This window comes from Paenibacillus sp. CCS19, from assembly GCF_033239625.1.
Taxonomy (GTDB): domain Bacteria; phylum Bacillota; class Bacilli; order Paenibacillales; family Paenibacillaceae; genus Paenibacillus_T.
Genome location: NZ_BTCK01000008.1, coordinates 66,407 through 85,618, shown reverse-complemented (window position 1 = coordinate 85,618; position 19,212 = coordinate 66,407). Strand labels below are relative to the sequence as shown.

Below are 19,212 nucleotides of genomic sequence, written 5' to 3'. Positions count from 1 at the left end.
GGAGGCATCCGCCTAATGAGCAAACTTAGAAAAGGCAGAAATGCGGGACGCGTCAGACGGGGACAGACGCATGTGCATGAGTTTGTCGCAAGCACGAAATTGGCAGAGGAGGGCAATGACCGCCATAACCACCGTTTCGCAGGCGTAACGGGGCAGGTCATTCCAGTCGGCGACAGCCATGTGCATGAAATCAAGCTGACGAATACCGATTTCTTCAACCATCTTCACAAGGTGCGTAAAATTCGCACAGGCCCGGCCATTCCGGTTGGCAACGGTAAGCATGTGCATTTTGTGCAAGGAATGACGACGTTCAACGACGGACACGTACATCAGTTCAAGTTCGCAACGCTGATCGATAAACCGTTGGTGTAACTAACTGCAGCGCCATCATTGCCGATAAACCGGCGTTGATGGCGTTTTTTATTTTGTTCACGGGGGATGCTGAAACAGTCCGCATAAACTTCGCCGTGGTCGGGCAACATGAAAGAAAAAAAAGGGAGACTGCCATGCCATTACATACTTGGGCTGCCACTGCGGCATGCATCGCTCTGCTTGTTCCGCAGTCTTATATTCCGTATTCCGCCCCCATCCAATCCACAGTGGCTCAGACTCATTCGGTTGCAGCGCCAGTTAAGAAGGATCGGTACTATTATGAGAAGCGCGGCGACGTGGTGTGGGAGGTCAAGACCGAGCGTCCGTTAATCGCGTTGACATTCGATGATGGCCCCGATCCGGGGCAGACGAATGCGATTCTTGATCTGCTTAAGCAGTATGAGGCGCGAAGCACCTTCTTCGTCGTTGGCAAAAGAGTGGACGCGTTCCCGGACACCGCGCAGCGTATAGTGTCCGAAGGACATGAAATCGCAAACCATACGTACAACCATACGTACTTTCAGAACAGCTCTTCCCAGCAGATCGAGGCAGAGCTGAAGAAGACAGAGGAATCGATTCTTAGAGCGACTGGACAGCATTCTGTATTATTTCGGCCGCCTGGCGGTATGTTCAATGAAAAGCTGGTCGTTACCGCCAATTCGATGGGATTGAAGCCGATCATATGGTCGTGGCATCAAGATACGAAGGACTGGGTACGGCCTGGGGTAGCGCAAATTACGAATAAGGTGCTGCGGAATGCGCATAACGGTGACATTGTGTTATTCCATGATCATATCGAGGGGAAGTCGCAAACCATTCAAGCGCTGGAGACGATATTGCCCGAGCTTGCTCGAAGGGGATTTCAATTCGTGACGGTTTCGGAGTTGATGAAGGATGCCAGCCTGCCGAAGCAAAGTAACCAGCACAGTAACCTATTACCTGAGTAACGGCCGTGTAATCCTCGCATCCTATGGTGCGGAGGTGATTGAGCGTGCGCAAAACGACAGGCGCAGTGCTGCTTCTTTCTTTGATGATAGTGACGACGACGGCTTGCGGTACGTCTAATCATGACCGTAACAATGGTGTGACCACGAACCGGTACCAGTCGCAGTCGGTACGGAACTATCACGAGGAGACGAACCGGTATCGATTGAACAATGTTACCGGCATGGATCAATTCAACAGGAACAATACGAATACCAATACGAATTCGAATGCCAAGGCGTACAACCGAGCGCTGGCAGAGAAACTGTCGAAGAAAGCTGCTGCGGTAAGAGGCGTTAGCGAAGCGACAGCTGTCGTATACGGTAACGATGCCATTATCGGGATTGACGTGAAGAACGGCATGAATGCGAACAGTGTCGCGCAGAAAGTGCACAATAGCGTGCGTGCAGATGCCAAAGGCCTGAAGGTTCATATTACGGGCGATAAGAACATTCATAGCCGCATCCGTTCGCTGCAATCGCGTTTAACGGGCCTTGGAACAGGCATTCATAATGGGTTGAACGACGGTACTTCCATCCGCTCATACGGAACGTCAGGAATCGATGGCACCTATGGATGGAACGGGGACTTCAATAACAATCGCGCTTACGGTCTGAATCGTACGGATCGATTGGGTCCGAATGGCCGATATGACAACACGCGTTCATTCGGATTAGGCGATGGCACGTTCAATCGTAACCACAATGGCACCGATGATGCCCTTGGATTGAACAATCGAATGAACAATCGTTATCAGTCGCTGGGAGCAAACGGCAGTTATAACTTATATGGCACGGACGGAACGGACTACTTGAGACATCCGGTCCGTTCGCTGGGCAACGATATTCGAGCCATTATCGACGATATTGGCGATGTTGTAACGGCGCCGCTGCGCTAACAGCTTCATCACCAATAAGGGGACGAGCCGCTGCACGGATGAGCGCGGTTCGTCCTTCTTTATTGTACCGAGCGGCCGATCACTTGTTCTTCCGATAAGCTCCCGGCGATATACCGTAACGCTCTCGGAACAATCGGTGGAAGTAGGCATAGCTGCCGAGTCCCGTCTCGGAAGCGATCTGTTCGAGCGAGAGCATGCTGTGATCCATCAGCTTGACTGCATGGGCAAGCCGCAATTGCTGGGTATAGCTAATGATCGATGTGCCAAAATGCTGCTTGAACAAATAAACGGCACGCGACACGCTCAGTCCCGTATAATGCGCGACATCCGCAAGCGTAAGTTCACCGGCAGCATGTTCTTCTATGTACTGGCGCATGCGAAGCGCATGATAGGCCGCAGGCGATTGATCTTCCGGCGCTTCCTCGATCGAACGGTCGATCAGCAGGAGGAGCGACCAGACAAGAGCGGTTACGACGGCAGGATTGCCGCCGTCCAGCCTTCTTTTCTCAAGGATAATTTGTCTCCATACGGTCTGCAGCCGAGTATCGTCGGCGATCTTCGTAAGCGTGGGCCGAAGCTTCATCTCCCACCATTCTTTCATGCCTGGGCCGTTGCTCATTACATAATAATCGCCGGATTGCATGAATGTCTTCTGACCATAGCCGATGCGCAGATCGTAGATATCGCCTGGCTGGAATAGCAGCAGGTCGCCCGGTTTAATATCGCGAATTTCGCCTTCTACCAATGCTTGGCAGATGCCTTCGATCTGGAGACGAACGATATATGTATCTAAGCCTTGTTCAAATAAATGGTGGAATGGGTATTGATGCTTCGAATATTCACTTAGTTGGACATGGATCTCCTTCATTGTTCCGCGACCCCTCTCCTGCTGCTCGTATGGATAACTTCAGTCAGATTGTTGATGTATTCAAGCATATTGTTTCTTCAAGCGGCTGACTGGCTCCTATTATAATAAATGCATCACGATTTAGGAATGGGGAGCAGGGCAGATGACGACTCGTAAAGTAAGAACGATTCAAACCGCGCAAGGCACGCAGGACAGGCTGTCGGAAGCGCTGACGATCGAACTGCGCGAAGATACGCAAGGCATCGAGAACAAAGTCATTAACGTATATGAAGATATTGAATTCCAATCGATCATCGGCTTCGGCGGTGCAATCACGGAAGCTTCCGCTGTGACGGCATCGAAGCTGAGCGCCGCGAACAGCAAGCGTATTATGGATGCTTATTACGATCCGCAAGATGGTATCGGTTACACGATCTGCCGCTCGCACATTAACAGCTGCGACTTCTCGCTTGGCAACTACACGTATGTTCAAGATGGGGATGCGGAGCTTGCTAGCTTCGATATTAGCCATGACCGTGAATTGATGATTCCATACATCCAACAAGCGAAGGCGCTGGCAGGCGATAACTTCACGTTCTACGCGTCGCCTTGGAGTCCGCCGGCTTGGATGAAGACGACTGGCGAGATGAACAACGGCGGTAAGCTCAAGCCGGAATATCGCAATGCTTGGGCGCGTTACTATGTGAAATATATTGAGGCATACGAGGCAGAGGGCATTCCGGTATGGGGCCTGACGGTTCAGAACGAAGCGAAAGCCGTTCAGATCTGGGATTCATGCATCTACACGGCAGAGGAAGAGCGCGACTTCGTTCGCGATTACCTTGGACCGGAGCTGCATCGCGCCGGTCGCCCTGACGTGAAGGTGATGATCTGGGATCATAACAAAGAGCGCGTATATGACCGCGCGAGAACGGCTTTCGAAGATGCGGAAGCGTCCAAGTACATCTGGGGCATTGGCTTCCACTGGTATTCGGGCGACCACTTCGAAGCTTTGCAGGCGGTGAAGCATCGCTATCCGACGAAGGGTCTCATCTTCACGGAAGGGTGCCATGAAGGCGGCGTACAGCTGGGCTCTTGGAAGAGCGGCGAACGTTATGCGCATGACATTATGGGCAACCTGAACAATGGCATGGAAGGCTGGACGGACTGGAACATCGTACTAGACGAGCAGGGCGGACCGAACCATGTAGCGAACTATTGCGACGCACCAATCATTGCGGATACGAAGAACGATTCGCTGACATTCCAGTCGTCGTACTACTACATCGGACATTTCAGCAAATATGTTCGTCCAGGCGCAGTGCGTATCGGCTGCACCAAATATACGGAACATCTTCAGACGACTGCATTCCGCAATCCGGATGGCGAGATCGTAGTTATTATTTTGAATCGGACGGACGAGCAGCAGCCATATGTGCTTCGCAACCGCGAGCAAGTAGCGGAAGGCAGCATACCGGCTCACGCGATTCAGACGCTGCTCTTCCCAAGTCTATAATAGGAGGTTGCCGTGATGACTGTGATGACTGGGCGTTCACCTCGTGAATGGCTGACACCTGAAATCAAACAGCGGGCGGAGCAGCTCATTGCTCGCATGTCGCTTGAAGAGAAGGTTGGTCAGATGACGCAGTACGATTGGGGCTTCAACCCGATCAATCCGGAGACAGGCGTCTCAGTGCGGGATTTGCTGCGAGAAGAAATCCGTCAAGGACGTGTTGGTTCGATCTTTAACCTTTCTGGCGCCGAGGAAGCCAATGAGCTGCAGCAGCTCATTGCCGAGCATACGGAGCATCGCATTCCGCTCATCATCGGACGAGATGTTATTCATGGTTATAAGACGGTATTCCCGATTCCGCTGGCGCAGGCTTCAGCTTGGAATCCAGCTCTTGCTCGCAGGACAGCGGAGGCAGCGTCCCGTGAATCGATGACGGACGGCGTTGCTTGGGTATTCGCGCCGATGATCGATGTAAGCCGTGATCCGCGCTGGGGACGCATTGCCGAGAGCATCGGCGAAGACCCGCTGCTCACGACGCAATACAGCAGAGCATGGGTCGAAGGTTCGCAAGTAGATGACGGACCGGGTTACGCAACGGCAAGCTGTCCGAAGCATTACGCCGGTTACGGACTTGCAGAGGCAGGACGCGATTACAACACCGTCGATCTGTCCGATCGCGAGCTGCGCGACGTCATCCTGCCGCCATTCCGCGAAGCTGTGGATGCGGGGGCGCTCAGCATCATGGCATCCTTCAACGAAATCAACGGCATCCCGGCATGTGCGAACGAGTACTTGCTGAAGACGATTTTGCGCGATGAATGGGGCTTCGAGGGAATCGTCGCAAGCGACTATAATGCGCTTCAAGAGCTGATTACGCATGGCGTGGCCGGCAGCGAGGAAGACGCGTGCGAGCGCGCCGTGCTGGCAGGCTGCGATATGGATATGCATTCGGGCTTCTATATGCGCCATCTGCCGAAGCTTGTCCGTGAAGGACGCGTACCGGAATCGGTCGTCGATACGTCGGTTCTTCGCATTCTAGCTGTCAAAATCAAGCTGGGCCTGCTCGAGCAGCCATTCGTGCAGGTGCCATCGGCTGAAGCTGCCAAGGCTGCACGAGCTTCGTTCACGGCACTGGCTCTCGAGGCTGCACAGCAGTCGATCGTGCTGCTGCGCAACGAGGCGCAGGTGCTTCCGCTGCGCAAGAGCGGTGCCATTGCTGTCATCGGACCTTTCGCAGACAATACGAAAGATCCGCTCGGCTGCTGGGCGTTCGACGGCAAGCCCGAGGACGTCGTCAGTTTGCTTGCCGGCGTTCGTGAAGCAGCGGGCGAAGACGCAGCGATCTACTACGCGGAAGGCTGTGCCGTAGGCATCGACAATATGGCGGCTAGCGGCCTGCTGGAAGCGGATATTGAACGAGCGGTTGAAGCTGTGCGTCAATCCGATGTGGTCGTACTGGCGCTTGGCGAATCGCTGGAGATGAGCGGAGAGTCGCGCTCGCGTACGTCGCTAGATCTGCCAGGCGCGCAGCGTCAGCTCGTGGAAGCTGTTGCCGCACTTGGCAAGCCGATTGTGGTTGTACTAATGAGCGGTCGTCCGCTCGCGCTTCCTTGGCTGGAGCAGTATGCTTCGGCTATCGTACAGGCATGGCATCTTGGCGTTCAGAGCGGCAATGCGATTGCCGATGTGTTGTTCGGCGACTACAATCCGAGCGGCCGTCTGCCTGTAACGGTTCCGCGGAGCGTAGGGCAAGTGCCGATTTATTACTATCGCAAGAAGACGGGCAGACCGCCAGGCGGCGTTTACTCTTCTTATTATATTGATTCGACGACGGAGCCGCTGTATCCATTCGGTCATGGTCTGAGCTATACGTCATTCCGCTACTCTGAGATTGCGGTATCCGATGCGTCGATCGCTGTGGATGGTCGATTGAATGTGTCTGTTACCGTAACGAATGAAGGGGATGTGGCTGGTTCTGAGGTCGTGCAGTGTTACATCCGTGACGAAGTCGCAAGCGTGACGCAGCCGCTTAAGAAGCTGATCGGCTTCAGCCGTGTGCAGCTGGCACCAGGCGAATCGAGCGATGTGACCTTCGAGATCGGCGAGCGGCAGCTGGCGATTCTCGACAAGGATATGAAGCGGACGGTCGAGCCTGGACGCTTCACGATCTGGGTTGGCGCGAACGCAAGCAGCGGCGAAGCCGTATCGATTGTAGTGGAGTAGAAGGCTGGAGGGCATTGACGATCGATGGGGAATCGAGTGTCAGTGCCCTTTTGCGAAAGGAGAAGATGTGAGCATGTGTGCTGTCAAAATGTCTGATCTCGCGTATCCAAGCTGCGGCGAACCGGTATGGTGGTTGTATGGGGATATCGAGCGGTATGTCAGTGAGCATCTATCGAGGGATATTACGCTCAAGGAAGTAGCTAATCGGTTTGCGTATTCGCCGAATTATTTTGGCGTGTTATTCCGAGCGCAGGTAGGGGTCAGCTTCAACGACTTTCTCGTTAACCTGCGCATGACTCGGGCCAAGGAAATGCTGCAAACGAAGCGGTTCAAAATCTATGAAGTGGCAGGTTTAGTCGGTTATAAGAGCTTGACTTACTTCACGCGTACGTTCAAGAAAGCGTATGGAATGACGCCGGGCGACTATAAGAAGCTGGGTTGATCGGAGCGCGCAGTGCAGCTATCGCACCATGGGTCACCTATTAAAAGTTACCTCTTGCCTACAGCGTATGGGATGTCAGATTAGTGGCAGTCTAAACGGAGTGTGCAGCATATTGAGGCAGAGGGTGGACCCACTTGCAAGATAAGAAAAAGCGGGATTTGGCCGCATTAGCTTCGATTCCGTTAATTATGACATTAGCCAATTCGATGCTTATTCCTGTTCTGCCGTTAATGCAGCGTAAGCTGGGCATTACGTCGCTTCAGTCAAGCCTTATCATTACTGTTTATGCTGCTGTATCGATTGTCTGCATTCCGATTGCCGGTTATTTATCCGACCGTTTCGGCAGGAAGCTTATTATTCTCGTCGGATTATCCATTGCGGCTGCGGGCGGCGTGTTGTCCGGTTGTGCGGCATGGCTAATGGACGGCAAAACCGCTTACTGGTGGATCATTGCGGGACGGTTCATTCAGGGGATTGGCGCAGCCGGCGCTTTCCCGATCGTTCTTCCGCTGGTCGGCGACATGTTCAAGGAAGAGGAACAGGTGAGCAGCGGACTGGGGATGATCGAGAGCTCGAATACGCTTGGCAAGGTAGTCAGTCCAATAGCCGGCTCTGCATTGGCGTTGATTGTATGGTTTCTGCCGCTTGTCGTTATTCCGTTCATCTGTTTGGTCTCCATCATCGCTGTAGCCGTGTTCGTGAATAAGCCGAAAGGACAGCAGCAGTCTAAGGTTTCTGTACGGGAATTCGTCAAAGGGGTAAAAGCGATCCTCAAGGAGAATGGCCGGTGGCTGTATGCAATATTTGCGATCGGCTGTCTTGGTATGTACATCATGTTCGGTTTCTTGTATGATCTGTCGTCCGTGCTGGAGAAGAAGCATCATATCGATGGAGTGATCAAAGGGCTGGTGCTCGCGATCCCGCTTGGTGCGATATGCCTTGCTTCGTTCATTGTCGGCAAGAAGATCGGAAGCAACAAGCCGGCTATGAAGTGGCTGACGGTTATTGGCACCGCGATGGCTGCGGGCTCTATGGCAGCAATTGCAATGCTTGCGCCGAAAGGTCTGTTCATGCTGATGCTGCTGATCTCGATTGCCGGTGCCGGTATCGGCCTCGTGCTGCCGAGTTTGGATGCGCTCATTACAGAGGGAATCGACAAAAAGCAGCGCGGCACGATCACATCGCTCTATAGCAGCATGCGGTTCATTGGCGTTGCGGCAGGGCCGCTAATCGCTTCGGTCATGCTCGACCGTGAGCGGCTCATGTTCTGGATCTTCGCTGGCGTCAGCATTGTTAGCTGCGCAATCGCATTGTTCGCGATACGTCCGAAGCAGATGGGCGGCGAAGCTGCTGCTGCGAAGGGCGGCAAATAAAAATATTAAAGCCCCGTTCCACACAGGAGTAGCTTATGTGGGACGGGGCTTGTTTGCGTTTGCAGCTTACGTTTGAGGAGGCAGATGTTGATGGCACAGGTGCGCGGTTCGGTATGGTGTGTTTATGCACCTTATTGGCTAAGTGCTGCTATACGACGAATAGGGTGTAGAACTGCACCTTACTGCTGGTGACATTGGCAGGAAGACAAAACGTAGGTGCAGAAATGCACCTACGTCAGTGGGTTCCGCGTATTTGTTGGAATGTAGGTGCAGAATTGCACCTACGTTTGGAGTTTTTGCGTGTTCGGTGAAACGTAGGCGCAGTACTGCACCTACGCCCGCCATAAGCAGGTGCACAGCACAATATTTTTGCATCAAATCAACCTGTCAGTTCACTCCGCATAAGACTTCAACGGTTTCTTCGCCGGACCTTCGAGCACCTCGCCCTTGTAGGAGAAACGCGAGCCGTGGCATGGGCAGTCCCAGGTTCGATCGCCTTCGTTCCACTCCACCTCGCAGCCCATGTGCGTGCACGTCGTATCGACCAGATGCAGCGTGCCATCGTCTTCGCGATAAGCGCCTGCTCGCTTGCCGTTCACTTGGACGACGCTGCCTTCGCCAGGCTCGACCGAATCGGGATGGCGGCGAATCAGCTCCAATTTGCCGGCTAGAAGATGCATGGCTACATCGGTATTCGTACTTAGGAAGTTGCGGAAAGCGGGATCGGCGTAGAAACGCGATGGCGAATACAATTCCTCGAATCGGTTATCGACGCCAATAATCATGTCCTTCAGCAGCAGCGCGGCGGCCGTGCCGGTCGTCATCCCCCATTTGCGATAACCTGTCGCGATTAAGGCATGCGGATCGTTCTGCGCGGCACGCCCGATGTACGGGATTTTGTCCAATGTCGTGAGATCCTGCGCGGACCAGCGGTAGGCGATCTCCAAGTCGCCGAACGTATCGCGTGCGAATTGCTCCAGCGCCTCGTAGTGTCTGATCGTGCAAACGCCTTGTCCCGTCTTATGCTTCTCTCCGCCTACAATAAGCAGCTTCTCTCCGTTATAAACAACCTCTCGAATCGAGCGGGGCTGATCGTCGCAGCTCAAATACATGCCGCCGGGATAGTCATCCTTCATGCGGAGCGCGAGCGCATACGAACGTTCCGCATACATGCGGGCGAAGTAGAAGCCTTGCACACTGTAGAAAGGAAAATGCGAACACGAAACAACCTTGCGGCAGGTAACGGTATGTCCATTCGCTGTCTTCAATACGTTGGTTGGATCGCCGTGATCAACGCTTAATGCGGTCGTGTTCTCATAGACGAACCCGCCATGCTCGACGAAGGATCGTACAAGATGCTGCAAGTACGCAACCGGGTGAAAACGAGCCTGGTCAGTCATCACGATCGCAGCCTTCGAGTCGATGTCGAACGGAATGCGTTCGACACGTTCGCCGGGGATGCCGAGCCGTTGGTACGCGACCCACTCCTTATCGATTTTCTCGATATTCGCTTCCGAGGTTGTATAAATGTATGCATCCTCCGATGCAAGATCGCACTCGATCCCATGCTTGCTGACCCGTTCGCGGATGAAAGCAAGCGCTTCGCTGTTCGCTTCATAATACAGGCGGGTTTTCTCCGCGCCGATATGGTGGATGAGCTCGTCGTAGATGAGATCGTGCTGCGCGGTTATTTTGGCCGTCGTATGTCCCGTCGTCCCTGTCAGGACGCGTCCCGCTTCGAGCAGTGCGACCCGCTTCCCTTCCTCCGCTAGCAAGCAAGCCAGCGTGATGCCAGTAATGCCGCCGCCGACTACTGCGACATCGACCTCGATATCTTCGCCAAGTGATTCGAACGTTTCGCGTTCCGTTGATTCCAGCCAGTAGGAGCTCGGAGCCTCAGGCAGTCCGGTATAAGAAAGTGTATGTTCATTCGTCATAGAGGGATATGCTCCTGATTCGCAGTTTTACTATATCATGCCAATCAGTCCATAAACTTATAACAAAATGAAGCATAGCGCTCCTATAAATTCCGATACTACAGATGTTAACCATCAAAGCGAGGTGTGTCGATGAAAGCGGTCACGTTCCAAGGAATCCAGCAAGTTGAGGTACAAGAAGTGCGGGATGCTGCCATCGAGGACCAAGAGGATATCGTGGTTCGCATTACGAGCACCGCCATATGCGGTTCGGATCTGCATCTGTATGAAGGCAGCATTCCGCTTCCTCCGGGTTATGTGATCGGTCACGAGCCGATGGGCATTGTGGAAGAGGTTGGACCAGGCGTTACGAAGGTATCCAAAGGGGACCGCGTCATCATTCCATTCAACGTCGCGTGCGGACATTGTCATTACTGCCAGCACAACTTGGAGAGTCAATGCGACAACAGCAATCCTCATTATGATTCGGGCGGCTATCTGGGCTACTCGGAGAAGTATGGCAACTACCCTGGCGGACAGGCGCAATATTTGCGTGTGCCATTCGGCAATTACGCTCCATTCGTCATTCCGAAGGACTGCGAGTTGGAGGACGAGTCGCTGCTCTTCTTATCGGATGTGCTCCCGACGGCATACTGGAGTGTCGATCATGCAGGGGTAAAATCCGGGGATACCGTCATTGTATTAGGCTGCGGACCCGTCGGATTGATGGCGCAGAAGTTCGCTTGGATGAAAGGCGCGAAGCGCGTCATCGCCGTCGATCACTTGGATTATCGCTTGAATCATGCCAAAGGAATGAATACGGTCGAAACGTATGATTTCACGCGGGATGCGGACATGGGGGAGTTCCTGAAAGAAATAACGCACGGCGGGGCTGACGTCGTTATTGACTGCGTTGGCATGGACGGTAAGAAATCGCCGCTCGAGTGGCTCGAGCAGAAGCTCAAGCTTCAAGGCGGTACGCTTGGCCCGATTCAGATCGCAACGAAAGCGGTTCGGAAGTGCGGCACGGTTCAAATTACTGGCGTTTACGGCGGAAACTACAATATGTTCCCGCTCGGGGCCTTCTTCGCGCGCAATATTACGCTCAAGATGGGACAAGCGCCGGCCATTCACTATATGCCTGAATTGTACCAGCGCATTGTGAAAGGAGAATTCGATCCAAAGGCGATCATCACGCATCGACTGCCGCTAGAGGAAGCGCCTTATGCTTATCGCATTTTCAACAGTCATGAGGATAACTGCGTGAAAGTTGTACTGAAACCTTAGATCGCGCGTCATCATCACCGTTATCGCAAAGCAGCGATAGATATGAATCTTGCGACTGATCATTCAAAAACCTCGATTCGATGACTCGAACCGAGGTTTTTGACATGCTGCGCCGGCAATTGACTGTGCTTACTTCATCATCATTCTTCATCCTCGTCTTCAAGCACAACATCAAGCACCGTTGTTAGTTTGGCGAGAATAACAGGCTGGCGTATGGCAGGCTTCTTATCCGGGAACGTAAAAACAGCGATAAGGGCGCCCGCCGGAAGGTTGGTCAACGTATAGCGGCCGTTCTGATCACTGATGGTCGAGCGGATAAAAATGCCGTCTACTTTAGAAGCAGGCAGTTGTTGCAGAGAGCTCGTTCGTACGCCCGCTCCGCTGCCGGCTTGTGGGTTCGATGAAGGCGTCGGATTAGGAAGGTATAGCTCAACAAGAGCTTTATAGAGCGGCCGTCCCTCCGCGTCCCTAATTGTACCCGTCAACGTTCCGAATACAGTTGGATGCCGGAATTCGATTACAGATTCCATACTGCTTGCAACGGTAACGAATTGCGCCTGCGACGCGTAAATCGGTGACGTGGCCGTGACGTAGTAGCTGCCGGGACGTAGAGTTATGAATCGAAAATTTCCTTCCTCGTCGCTCGCAATGGACTCAATCGCGACAAGCTGTTCCGTAAGTACGCTAATGACCACGCCGGATATTGGAGCTCCGCTGTCCGCATTGAACGTAACGCCGCGCAGTCGAGCTGCATTCGGCTTCATCGATACATTCAGATTCGCGTTCTGATCAGGGGGGAGGATGCTCTGCTCCAGTCCATATTGAAAGTTATCCAGTATGGATACGACGGATATCGATCCTTCTGTTCCCGTGCCAAGCGCATATACACCCGATTGATCGGTGACCCCTTGCCCGATGATCACGCCATTGTCATCAATCCCGACAACGAGCACATCTGGAAGCTTCGCGCCGGTGTCGCTGTCGGTCACGACGCCGATTACCCCTGCTCTAGTAGGACGCAGAGCGAAGTCGATGCGGGTGACGCCGCCTCTAATGACAGAGAAAGAAGACTGCTCGAGCTGGAACCCGAACAAGGTGACATTCATCGTGTAATTGCCCTCCAGCAAATCTTGGAACAGGTAAATGCCTGAACTGTCAGTAGCCGTCAGCGATAATGGCGCTGCGAAGTTGTTGAACGGGCGAAGCACGATGATGACATTAAGAATGGGCTCGCTCGTCAGCGCATTCCGCACCGTCCCCGTGATAGAGCCCGGCAGAGGCTGCAGGGCAAAGCTAAGCTTCGTTGTTGCGCCTGGCGCGATCGTGAAGCCGGATTGATTCGTCGCAAACCCGGGAGAAGAAGCGATGACGAAATAGTCGCCAACGGACAATTGATTGTATTCATAGCTCCCGTTGTTATCGGTCAATACGGTGCCTAGCTGTATCTGAGACCGAGTGAACAGCTTAATCTCAGCGCCTGCAATGATGCTGCCGTCCTGCAGATTGGTGACGAATCCAATGACGGTGCCGGGATTCGGATTCATTTCGAGCAGCAGATTGGTCGTTTGCCCAGGTATCGCATTCTCCGCAGCGGCAACGGATGCGAAGCCGGGTAACGATGCGAACAACGTGAATCGGCCGAAAGGAAGGAAGGTAATGATGAATAGTCCGTTACGGTCCGTGTATGTCGTTTCGACCGGGATAGCCGTTCTCCCGTTAATGCCGATGAGCGCGCCTTCCAGCGGTGCCTTGGTTATCGCATGACGAACAGTGCCTGTTATCGTAATCGATTGCGGACGAAGCTTGATGGTTATTGCGTTAATTTGATTGGCAATGACGTTGATGGTCTGCGAGTTCGTTTCGAATGAAGGAGATGTGATGCTCAATTGGTACGTATCGGGTACGACGCCTTCGATAATGAATCGGCCCTCATTGTTGGCGAATAAGGTGCTAATCAAGGTGCCGCTCGCTGTAAACAACTTTACCGATGTGCCGTTATTGTCGAGCGGTACGTTGTCAGTGGCCACAATCGTGCCGACAATTGTACCTCTCAAGCGTGATAACTGCACAGAGGCTCCAGTTACAGCATCTCTGCGGACAATCGCACCCACCGCGTTGGAAGCGTACCCTTCGGCGCTCATGATGACGGCATACGAACCTGGCCTCAGATCGTCGACGATATAGTTGCCGAATTGGCTTGTTGTCGCAATCGCGATAATGATGCCCGAAGCATCTGCGATGCGTATCTCGATTGAAGCTCCAGCGATGACATCTCCTGTCTCCGCATCCGTGATTTGACCGCTTATTCCACCTGAGACGGAAGAGAGAACGAAGTTTATTCCCGTCTGCATCTCGCCTGGGCCAAGCCGAATTGCACTGGATTGGTCGGCGAAACCCGGCGCGGTAATGATAAGCGTTAGAATGCCTGCCGGAAGATTGTCTATGGAGTAAGCTCCGGATTGAGCGGTCTGCCCGTTCGCGCGCAGCGTCTCGGTCTGGTCATAGAAGAGAACGACCGCGCTTGCGATCGGCTCGCCTGTATCCGCTGTAATGGCACCTGCAACTGACCCTGGGTTCGGCGTAAGTCGTATGACGGTATGGATGGTGTCACCTATTACGACGGAAGCGCCTACCGGCGGCGAGGAGAAGTTATCGGCAGCCGCCGTAAGAATATAGCTGCCGGAACGAAGCTCGATGAACCGGAACGTTCCTGTGTTATCCGTAATCGAAGAAGTGATCAACAGGTTATTGCTAAGCGCCAGCTGGACCAACACATTTGGAATCGGAGGTTCAAGCACACCTTCGATATTGCCCGTTAACTGTGAGAGTACAAAGTTTGTTTCCGTAATCGTATCTGCTACGACGGTGGCGCCAACGACGACAAAATCGTAATTATCGGCCGTTGCAAGGATCGAATAGTTGCCTGGCGGCAATCCCGTTAATCTGTAAAAACCACCGCTATCCGTGATGCCGACTTCAATGACCAACCCATGCTGCGTCGAAGCTTTAACCATCGCGCCTCCGATCGGCACATGGGTAACGCTGTCGGTTAACGTTCCTTGCACGAATCCAGGCAGAGGGAACAGAATGATATTTCCGCTGCTCGAGGCATTGGATTGGACGAGTACGGTAAGCTGATTGGATTGAAACCCATTCGCAACAAAGGTTAACAGGTACGTACCAGGAGCAAGATCGGTGGTCGTATAGCTGCCGTCTACGCTAGTGAATATGGTAGTGATGATTACGCCATTCGTATCGGAGACGACGACGGAAACGGTATTCGTAATGATGTCGCCAGAACTGTCGGTTACTTTACCCGCAATGTTGCCTGGACTTGGCAGCAGCGTCAGATCAACTGTCGTCTCCTGGCCTGGTTGAACGACAGCGATTGCCGTTCCGTTCTGGAATCCTTGTATACTTGCGACTAGAATGTATTCGCTTGGTGTTAGTCCGCTGACTGCATAGGTACCGGACAGATCCGTGATCGATTGAGAGACGAAGGTCTGTATGCCGAGAATGTTCTGCGAGACGCTGATGACTACGCCTTGAAGCGGTTTTCCTGCATCGTCCCGAATGGTTCCCGCAATACGACCGTTCTCCTCTTGCAGGACGAAAGTCAGCTGCGTCGCCTGCAGAGGTTGAATAAGCGCGCCTAACTGCTTAGCGCTGAAACCTGCGAGCCGCGCGACAACGAGATAGTTATCGGGTACGAGATTGGAGATGACGAAGCTGCCTTCCTCGTCCGTAAACTCGCGAATGATGGGCCGATTGCTTAGAAGCAGTGTAATTGCGGCATCGGGCAGCCGTCTTCCTTGTTGATCCGATACGATTCCTTGGAGCGAGCCCGTTAGCCGGGTTAATGACACTTCGATGAAAGTATCAGCTCCGCTCGTTATCGTCACGCTTAGCTGACGATTGGAGTGTGTCGTCGATTGGATTGAAATAATGTACGTGCCTGCTGCCAGGGAGTCTATTAGGAAGCGCCCTGTATCGTCAGTGGATGTCGTACCCAGCGAAACGCCATTCAGCTCTTGCAGACTCACAGCCACATTGCCTAGCGGAGTACCTGTCTGCTCTTCGACGACGATGCCGGATAGACTGCCAGGCAGCGGCTGCAATTCAACATTAATCGTTTCTGCTGCTCCTGGGGGCACACGAACATAAGCATTAGCCGCGGTAAAGTTGACCGCCGATACCCGTACGAGATACAGCACGTCAGGAACGAGAAGGTTCAGGGTGAACAAACCGTTCGCATCGGTAACGCTCTCGAACTGCAAGCCGCGCTGCTCGTTAAGGAGCCGGACCGCCGCACCTGCAATTGGTTGTCCGCCAGGCGCTGTCACCAGCCCTGTGACGGTACTGGGGTTCGGTTCCAGCACAATGTCCAGCAGCCGATCTTCCGCAGGCTGAAGCGTAATGACGTACGAAGCGAGGATAAAGTCGTCAGCGCCCGTATCCACGCGCAATTTGCCTGCCGGCAGGTTGGTTAGCTTATAGTGTCCGCTGCTATCAGTGAATGTCACAGCGATGAATACACGAGGCGGATCTTCGATTGCGATTCTCGCGTTGGCAATCGGCAGCCCGCTGCTTGCAGAGAAGACGGTGCCATGCACGGCTGCTGGCAGCGGAATGAGCACAACGTTCTGAATGAGACTCTGATTGCTCGCAATCGTAATCGGGATTTGCTGCGTCTCGTAATTTACCAATGTCAGTTCGAGCGTATAGCTTCCAGGCGGGATGCCCGTTATCCCAAATACGCCGCTTGTATCCGATACCGTCTGGAAAGCGCCTGCTTGCAGCAGCGTAATCGAGACACCGGAGAGCGGCAAACCGGTGAAATTATCGACGATAACCCCGGATATGCTTCCTGCTGCTTGGACGGTGATCTGCTGCGTAACCCGCACCTCAGGCAGCATATTGCCTGTGAATTGATCAATGCCTCTTACGACGAAGGAGTCGAGTGTGACTTGACCTGCGGTTGGGAATATGGTGGTTAGATCCACTTGATAGTTTGCATTTTGCCCATTGGGTAGATTGCCGATGTTCCAGCTAAGTGTCTGTGTACTAGCATCGAAGGCGGCATTGCCTACAGATGGCGTACTGTTATTGGCAGACACAATGACATAATTGCCGGGTGTTACCGTAACAGAGATGGAATGCGCCGGACTTGTGCCAACATTGTTGACTTGCAGCGTTCGACGGAAGGTTTCGACTGAGCCCGTGGTGATGACCGCGGGCAGCGTATTCTGACCGCTTGCTGTCAGCTGTGCTCGAACATTAGCCTGATTGAAGGTTACAGCATCCGAGAAAGGCAAGGAGTCTTTATCGAAGCTTTGATTCGTTGAAGCGGTAAAGAACAGCATCCGAACAGGTGTATTGGCGTTGAAATTGATGCCGTTGATCGTCAACTGGCTGAAGAAGGTGCCTGTATCCAGGAAGAAATCGAGAAAGTAGTTGTTCGTCCCGCCGAAGGAGGAGCCATCGTTCGTAATGCCCGCTCTCGCCAAGTCGAAGTTGTTAATGGGGCGGTGAAAGTTCGGGAAGCCTTGGCCGTCAGCGCCTTCGGGAGGATCTGTCAGCGGATTGCCGCTCGTGCTCTGGTTCCCATTCCGAACGAGTGTAATCCAGCCCCGTCCGCCATCGACTGCGATCATGAATTCATAGGAGGGAGGGGTTTGATAATCGAACAATACGCCCCAGTTGAAATTCTGGAAGCTGTTATTAGACCGAGGGTCGCCTTGGAGACGAAGACGGAAGTAGACGTTCTGGCCATCGTAGGCGTAGTATGCAGGCGGGAACTGCTCATTGCCGACGATATCTACGGCCGACGGCGACACATCCCCTGCAGGATCTGATGGCGGGATGCCATTAACTTTAATAGGAACGAACTGAATATTTGAAGGGAAAGCCATGCAATCTCCTCCTGTTTATGCGAACTGCTCATTATTCCAAGGCTATGCGCCATGCAGGTCATGCAGAATCGGCCAGATTATGGAATCGACTGAACTGATGCGACATTCTATGTCGTACCAACTCCCGTATGATGAGGTTGTACACCACGACATACAACAACGATCATCATCGAACAAGGGGTTGTCAAACACAATGGTCAAAACAAAACGAGGCCGCGTCCTCTGGAGCCTGCCTTCGCGCGGACGAGGTACCTGCCCGGTCTGCCAGGCGACGCGCATCAAGCTGCTGTATACCCGTTCCCAGACGAACGGTAAATCGGTGAAAGTATGCAAGAGATGTCAGAACGCATCGGTTGAGACAGTCGACCGGATTATGGTCTGAACGACCGCTAACCAGTAAGAGTCCTTCTTCATACCTCATAGGAGGAAGGGCTCTTTGCTCATGGCAGAAAAAGGTTGCCAAGCTTTTCTAGCTTCCGTTACGCTTAATAGTAAAATGGGAGCAGCTTATGCGATGAGGTGACGGGGATTGAGCAATACGCACCGGATTCAATGGTTCGATCAGCAATTAAGAGAAGCCCGCTATCCGAACAGCAATCATCTGGCGGAACGGTTCGAAATATCGAAGCGGCAGGCGCAGCGAGATATCGAATATATGGCGGCGACGCTGCGAGCGCCGCTCGTCTACGATGCGAAGCGGCGCGGGTACAGCTATGACGATTCGGCCTATGTGCTGCCGCATCTATATATGACGGAAGACGAGAAGCGGGTGCTGCGATATCTTGTCCACCGATACAGCCAATACAACTACGATCATGCGGATACGGCGCATCGCGTGGCCCGTTTGTTGGATCGGTTCACGGATGAATCCGAATCGGAGCTGTACGATCGATTGCCGATGTTCAATGCCGATCCGCGAATGATGCAGCTTGTGCTGCTGCTGACTGAGGCGATCAAACACTCGCGGGCGGTTCAGTTGGTTTATGAGGGCGAGCAGCTTACGATTCAGCCGACGCGGCTGTTATCCCGCTATAACGATGACTACGTTGCGGCTTCTTGCGATCATGGGCAGGAGCAGCGGCAGTTCCGATTGTCGGCAATTGCGCATGCTGCGATTGTTGGACAGTCAGCTGCCGCAACGGAAACGACAGCCGTTAATCCCACTCGCTTGGAAGATAAGAGCGGAGCGCCAGTGCGGAAGCCTTATAGGGCGAAAGTACGGCTTGTGCAACCGCTCGAGCGCGGCGGAAGTTGGAACGGATTCGCTGCATCGTGCTCAGGGGATGATCCGCTGCTGTACGAGATTGATTTTTACGATACGAATGCGTTTCTGCGGCACTTGATGTTGTCTGAATGGCAAGAGTTGCTCGCGCCTAAGTGGCTGCGGGAGAAGCTGCGCCAGCACTGCTCGGACGTGCTGACACGATTGGATAAGGAGCGTTAAC

General features: G+C 53.3%; 13 protein-coding genes. 10 read left to right on the top strand and 3 right to left on the bottom strand.

Annotated elements, in window-relative coordinates; genetic code table 11:
• Window positions 1-15: 15 nt before the first annotated feature.
• The 3 genes from SBI19_RS08495 to SBI19_RS08485 all read left to right on the top strand — a co-directional run bounded on the left by SBI19_RS08495 (window position 16) and on the right by SBI19_RS08485 (window position 2,254).
• A complete protein-coding gene (locus SBI19_RS08495; RefSeq protein WP_317966999.1) occupies window positions 16-372 on the top strand; it encodes a YmaF family protein in 357 nt (118 codons plus the stop codon).
• 134 nt (window positions 373-506) lie between these two features.
• Complete coding sequence (locus tag SBI19_RS08490; RefSeq protein ID WP_317966997.1) at window positions 507-1,319, top strand: polysaccharide deacetylase family protein; 813 nt, start codon at window positions 507-509, stop codon at window positions 1,317-1,319.
• A gap of 44 nt (window positions 1,320-1,363) precedes the next feature.
• Window positions 1,364-2,254 (top strand): YhcN/YlaJ family sporulation lipoprotein, encoded by an 891-nt coding sequence (locus tag SBI19_RS08485; RefSeq protein ID WP_317966995.1) that lies wholly within the window; start codon window positions 1,364-1,366, stop codon window positions 2,252-2,254.
• 79 nt (window positions 2,255-2,333) lie between these two features.
• On the opposite strand, the gene SBI19_RS08480 is transcribed toward SBI19_RS08485, so the two are convergent.
• The gene (locus SBI19_RS08480; protein ID WP_317966993.1) at window positions 2,334-3,122 is read right to left on the bottom strand and encodes an AraC family transcriptional regulator; all 789 of its coding nucleotides are present in this window, start codon (window positions 3,120-3,122) and stop codon (window positions 2,334-2,336) included.
• Between the two features lie 142 nt (window positions 3,123-3,264).
• Here SBI19_RS08480 and SBI19_RS08475 point away from each other — a divergent pair, with 142 nt between their 5' ends.
• The 4 genes from SBI19_RS08475 (at window position 3,265) to SBI19_RS08460 (ending at window position 8,652) form a co-directional block, all read left to right on the top strand.
• Entirely contained in the window at window positions 3,265-4,617 is a 1,353-nt protein-coding gene (locus SBI19_RS08475; protein ID WP_317966991.1) for a glycoside hydrolase family 30 protein, read from the top strand.
• A gap of 15 nt (window positions 4,618-4,632) precedes the next feature.
• On the top strand, window positions 4,633-6,837 hold the full coding sequence (gene bglX, locus SBI19_RS08470; protein ID WP_317966989.1) for a beta-glucosidase BglX: 2,205 nt from the start codon (window positions 4,633-4,635) through the stop codon (window positions 6,835-6,837).
• A gap of 73 nt (window positions 6,838-6,910) precedes the next feature.
• A complete protein-coding gene (locus SBI19_RS08465; protein ID WP_317966987.1) occupies window positions 6,911-7,279 on the top strand; it encodes a helix-turn-helix domain-containing protein in 369 nt (122 codons plus the stop codon).
• 134 nt (window positions 7,280-7,413) lie between these two features.
• Window positions 7,414-8,652, top strand: a complete 1,239-nt coding sequence (locus SBI19_RS08460) for an MFS transporter (protein ID WP_317966985.1) — start codon at window positions 7,414-7,416, stop codon at window positions 8,650-8,652.
• Between the two features lie 392 nt (window positions 8,653-9,044).
• Here SBI19_RS08460 and SBI19_RS08455 read toward each other — a convergent pair whose 3' ends face one another.
• Entirely contained in the window at window positions 9,045-10,589 is a 1,545-nt protein-coding gene (locus SBI19_RS08455; protein ID WP_317966983.1) for an FAD-dependent oxidoreductase, read from the bottom strand.
• A 132-nt stretch (window positions 10,590-10,721) separates the two neighbouring features.
• Here SBI19_RS08455 and SBI19_RS08450 point away from each other — a divergent pair, with 132 nt between their 5' ends.
• Window positions 10,722-11,855 (top strand): zinc-dependent alcohol dehydrogenase, encoded by a 1,134-nt coding sequence (locus SBI19_RS08450; RefSeq protein WP_317966981.1) that lies wholly within the window; start codon window positions 10,722-10,724, stop codon window positions 11,853-11,855.
• A gap of 140 nt (window positions 11,856-11,995) precedes the next feature.
• On the opposite strand, the gene SBI19_RS08445 is transcribed toward SBI19_RS08450, so the two are convergent.
• Window positions 11,996-17,767 (bottom strand): carboxypeptidase regulatory-like domain-containing protein, encoded by a 5,772-nt coding sequence (locus SBI19_RS08445; protein ID WP_317966979.1) that lies wholly within the window; start codon window positions 17,765-17,767, stop codon window positions 11,996-11,998.
• A gap of 193 nt (window positions 17,768-17,960) precedes the next feature.
• Between SBI19_RS08445 and SBI19_RS08440 the strand changes: the two genes are divergently transcribed.
• Window positions 17,961-18,149, top strand: coding sequence for a hypothetical protein (locus tag SBI19_RS08440; protein WP_317966977.1), 189 nt, complete (start codon window positions 17,961-17,963; stop codon window positions 18,147-18,149).
• A gap of 147 nt (window positions 18,150-18,296) precedes the next feature.
• Window positions 18,297-19,211, top strand: a complete 915-nt coding sequence (locus SBI19_RS08435) for a helix-turn-helix transcriptional regulator (RefSeq protein WP_317966975.1) — start codon at window positions 18,297-18,299, stop codon at window positions 19,209-19,211.
• The last annotated feature ends 1 nt before the right edge of the window (window position 19,212 follow it).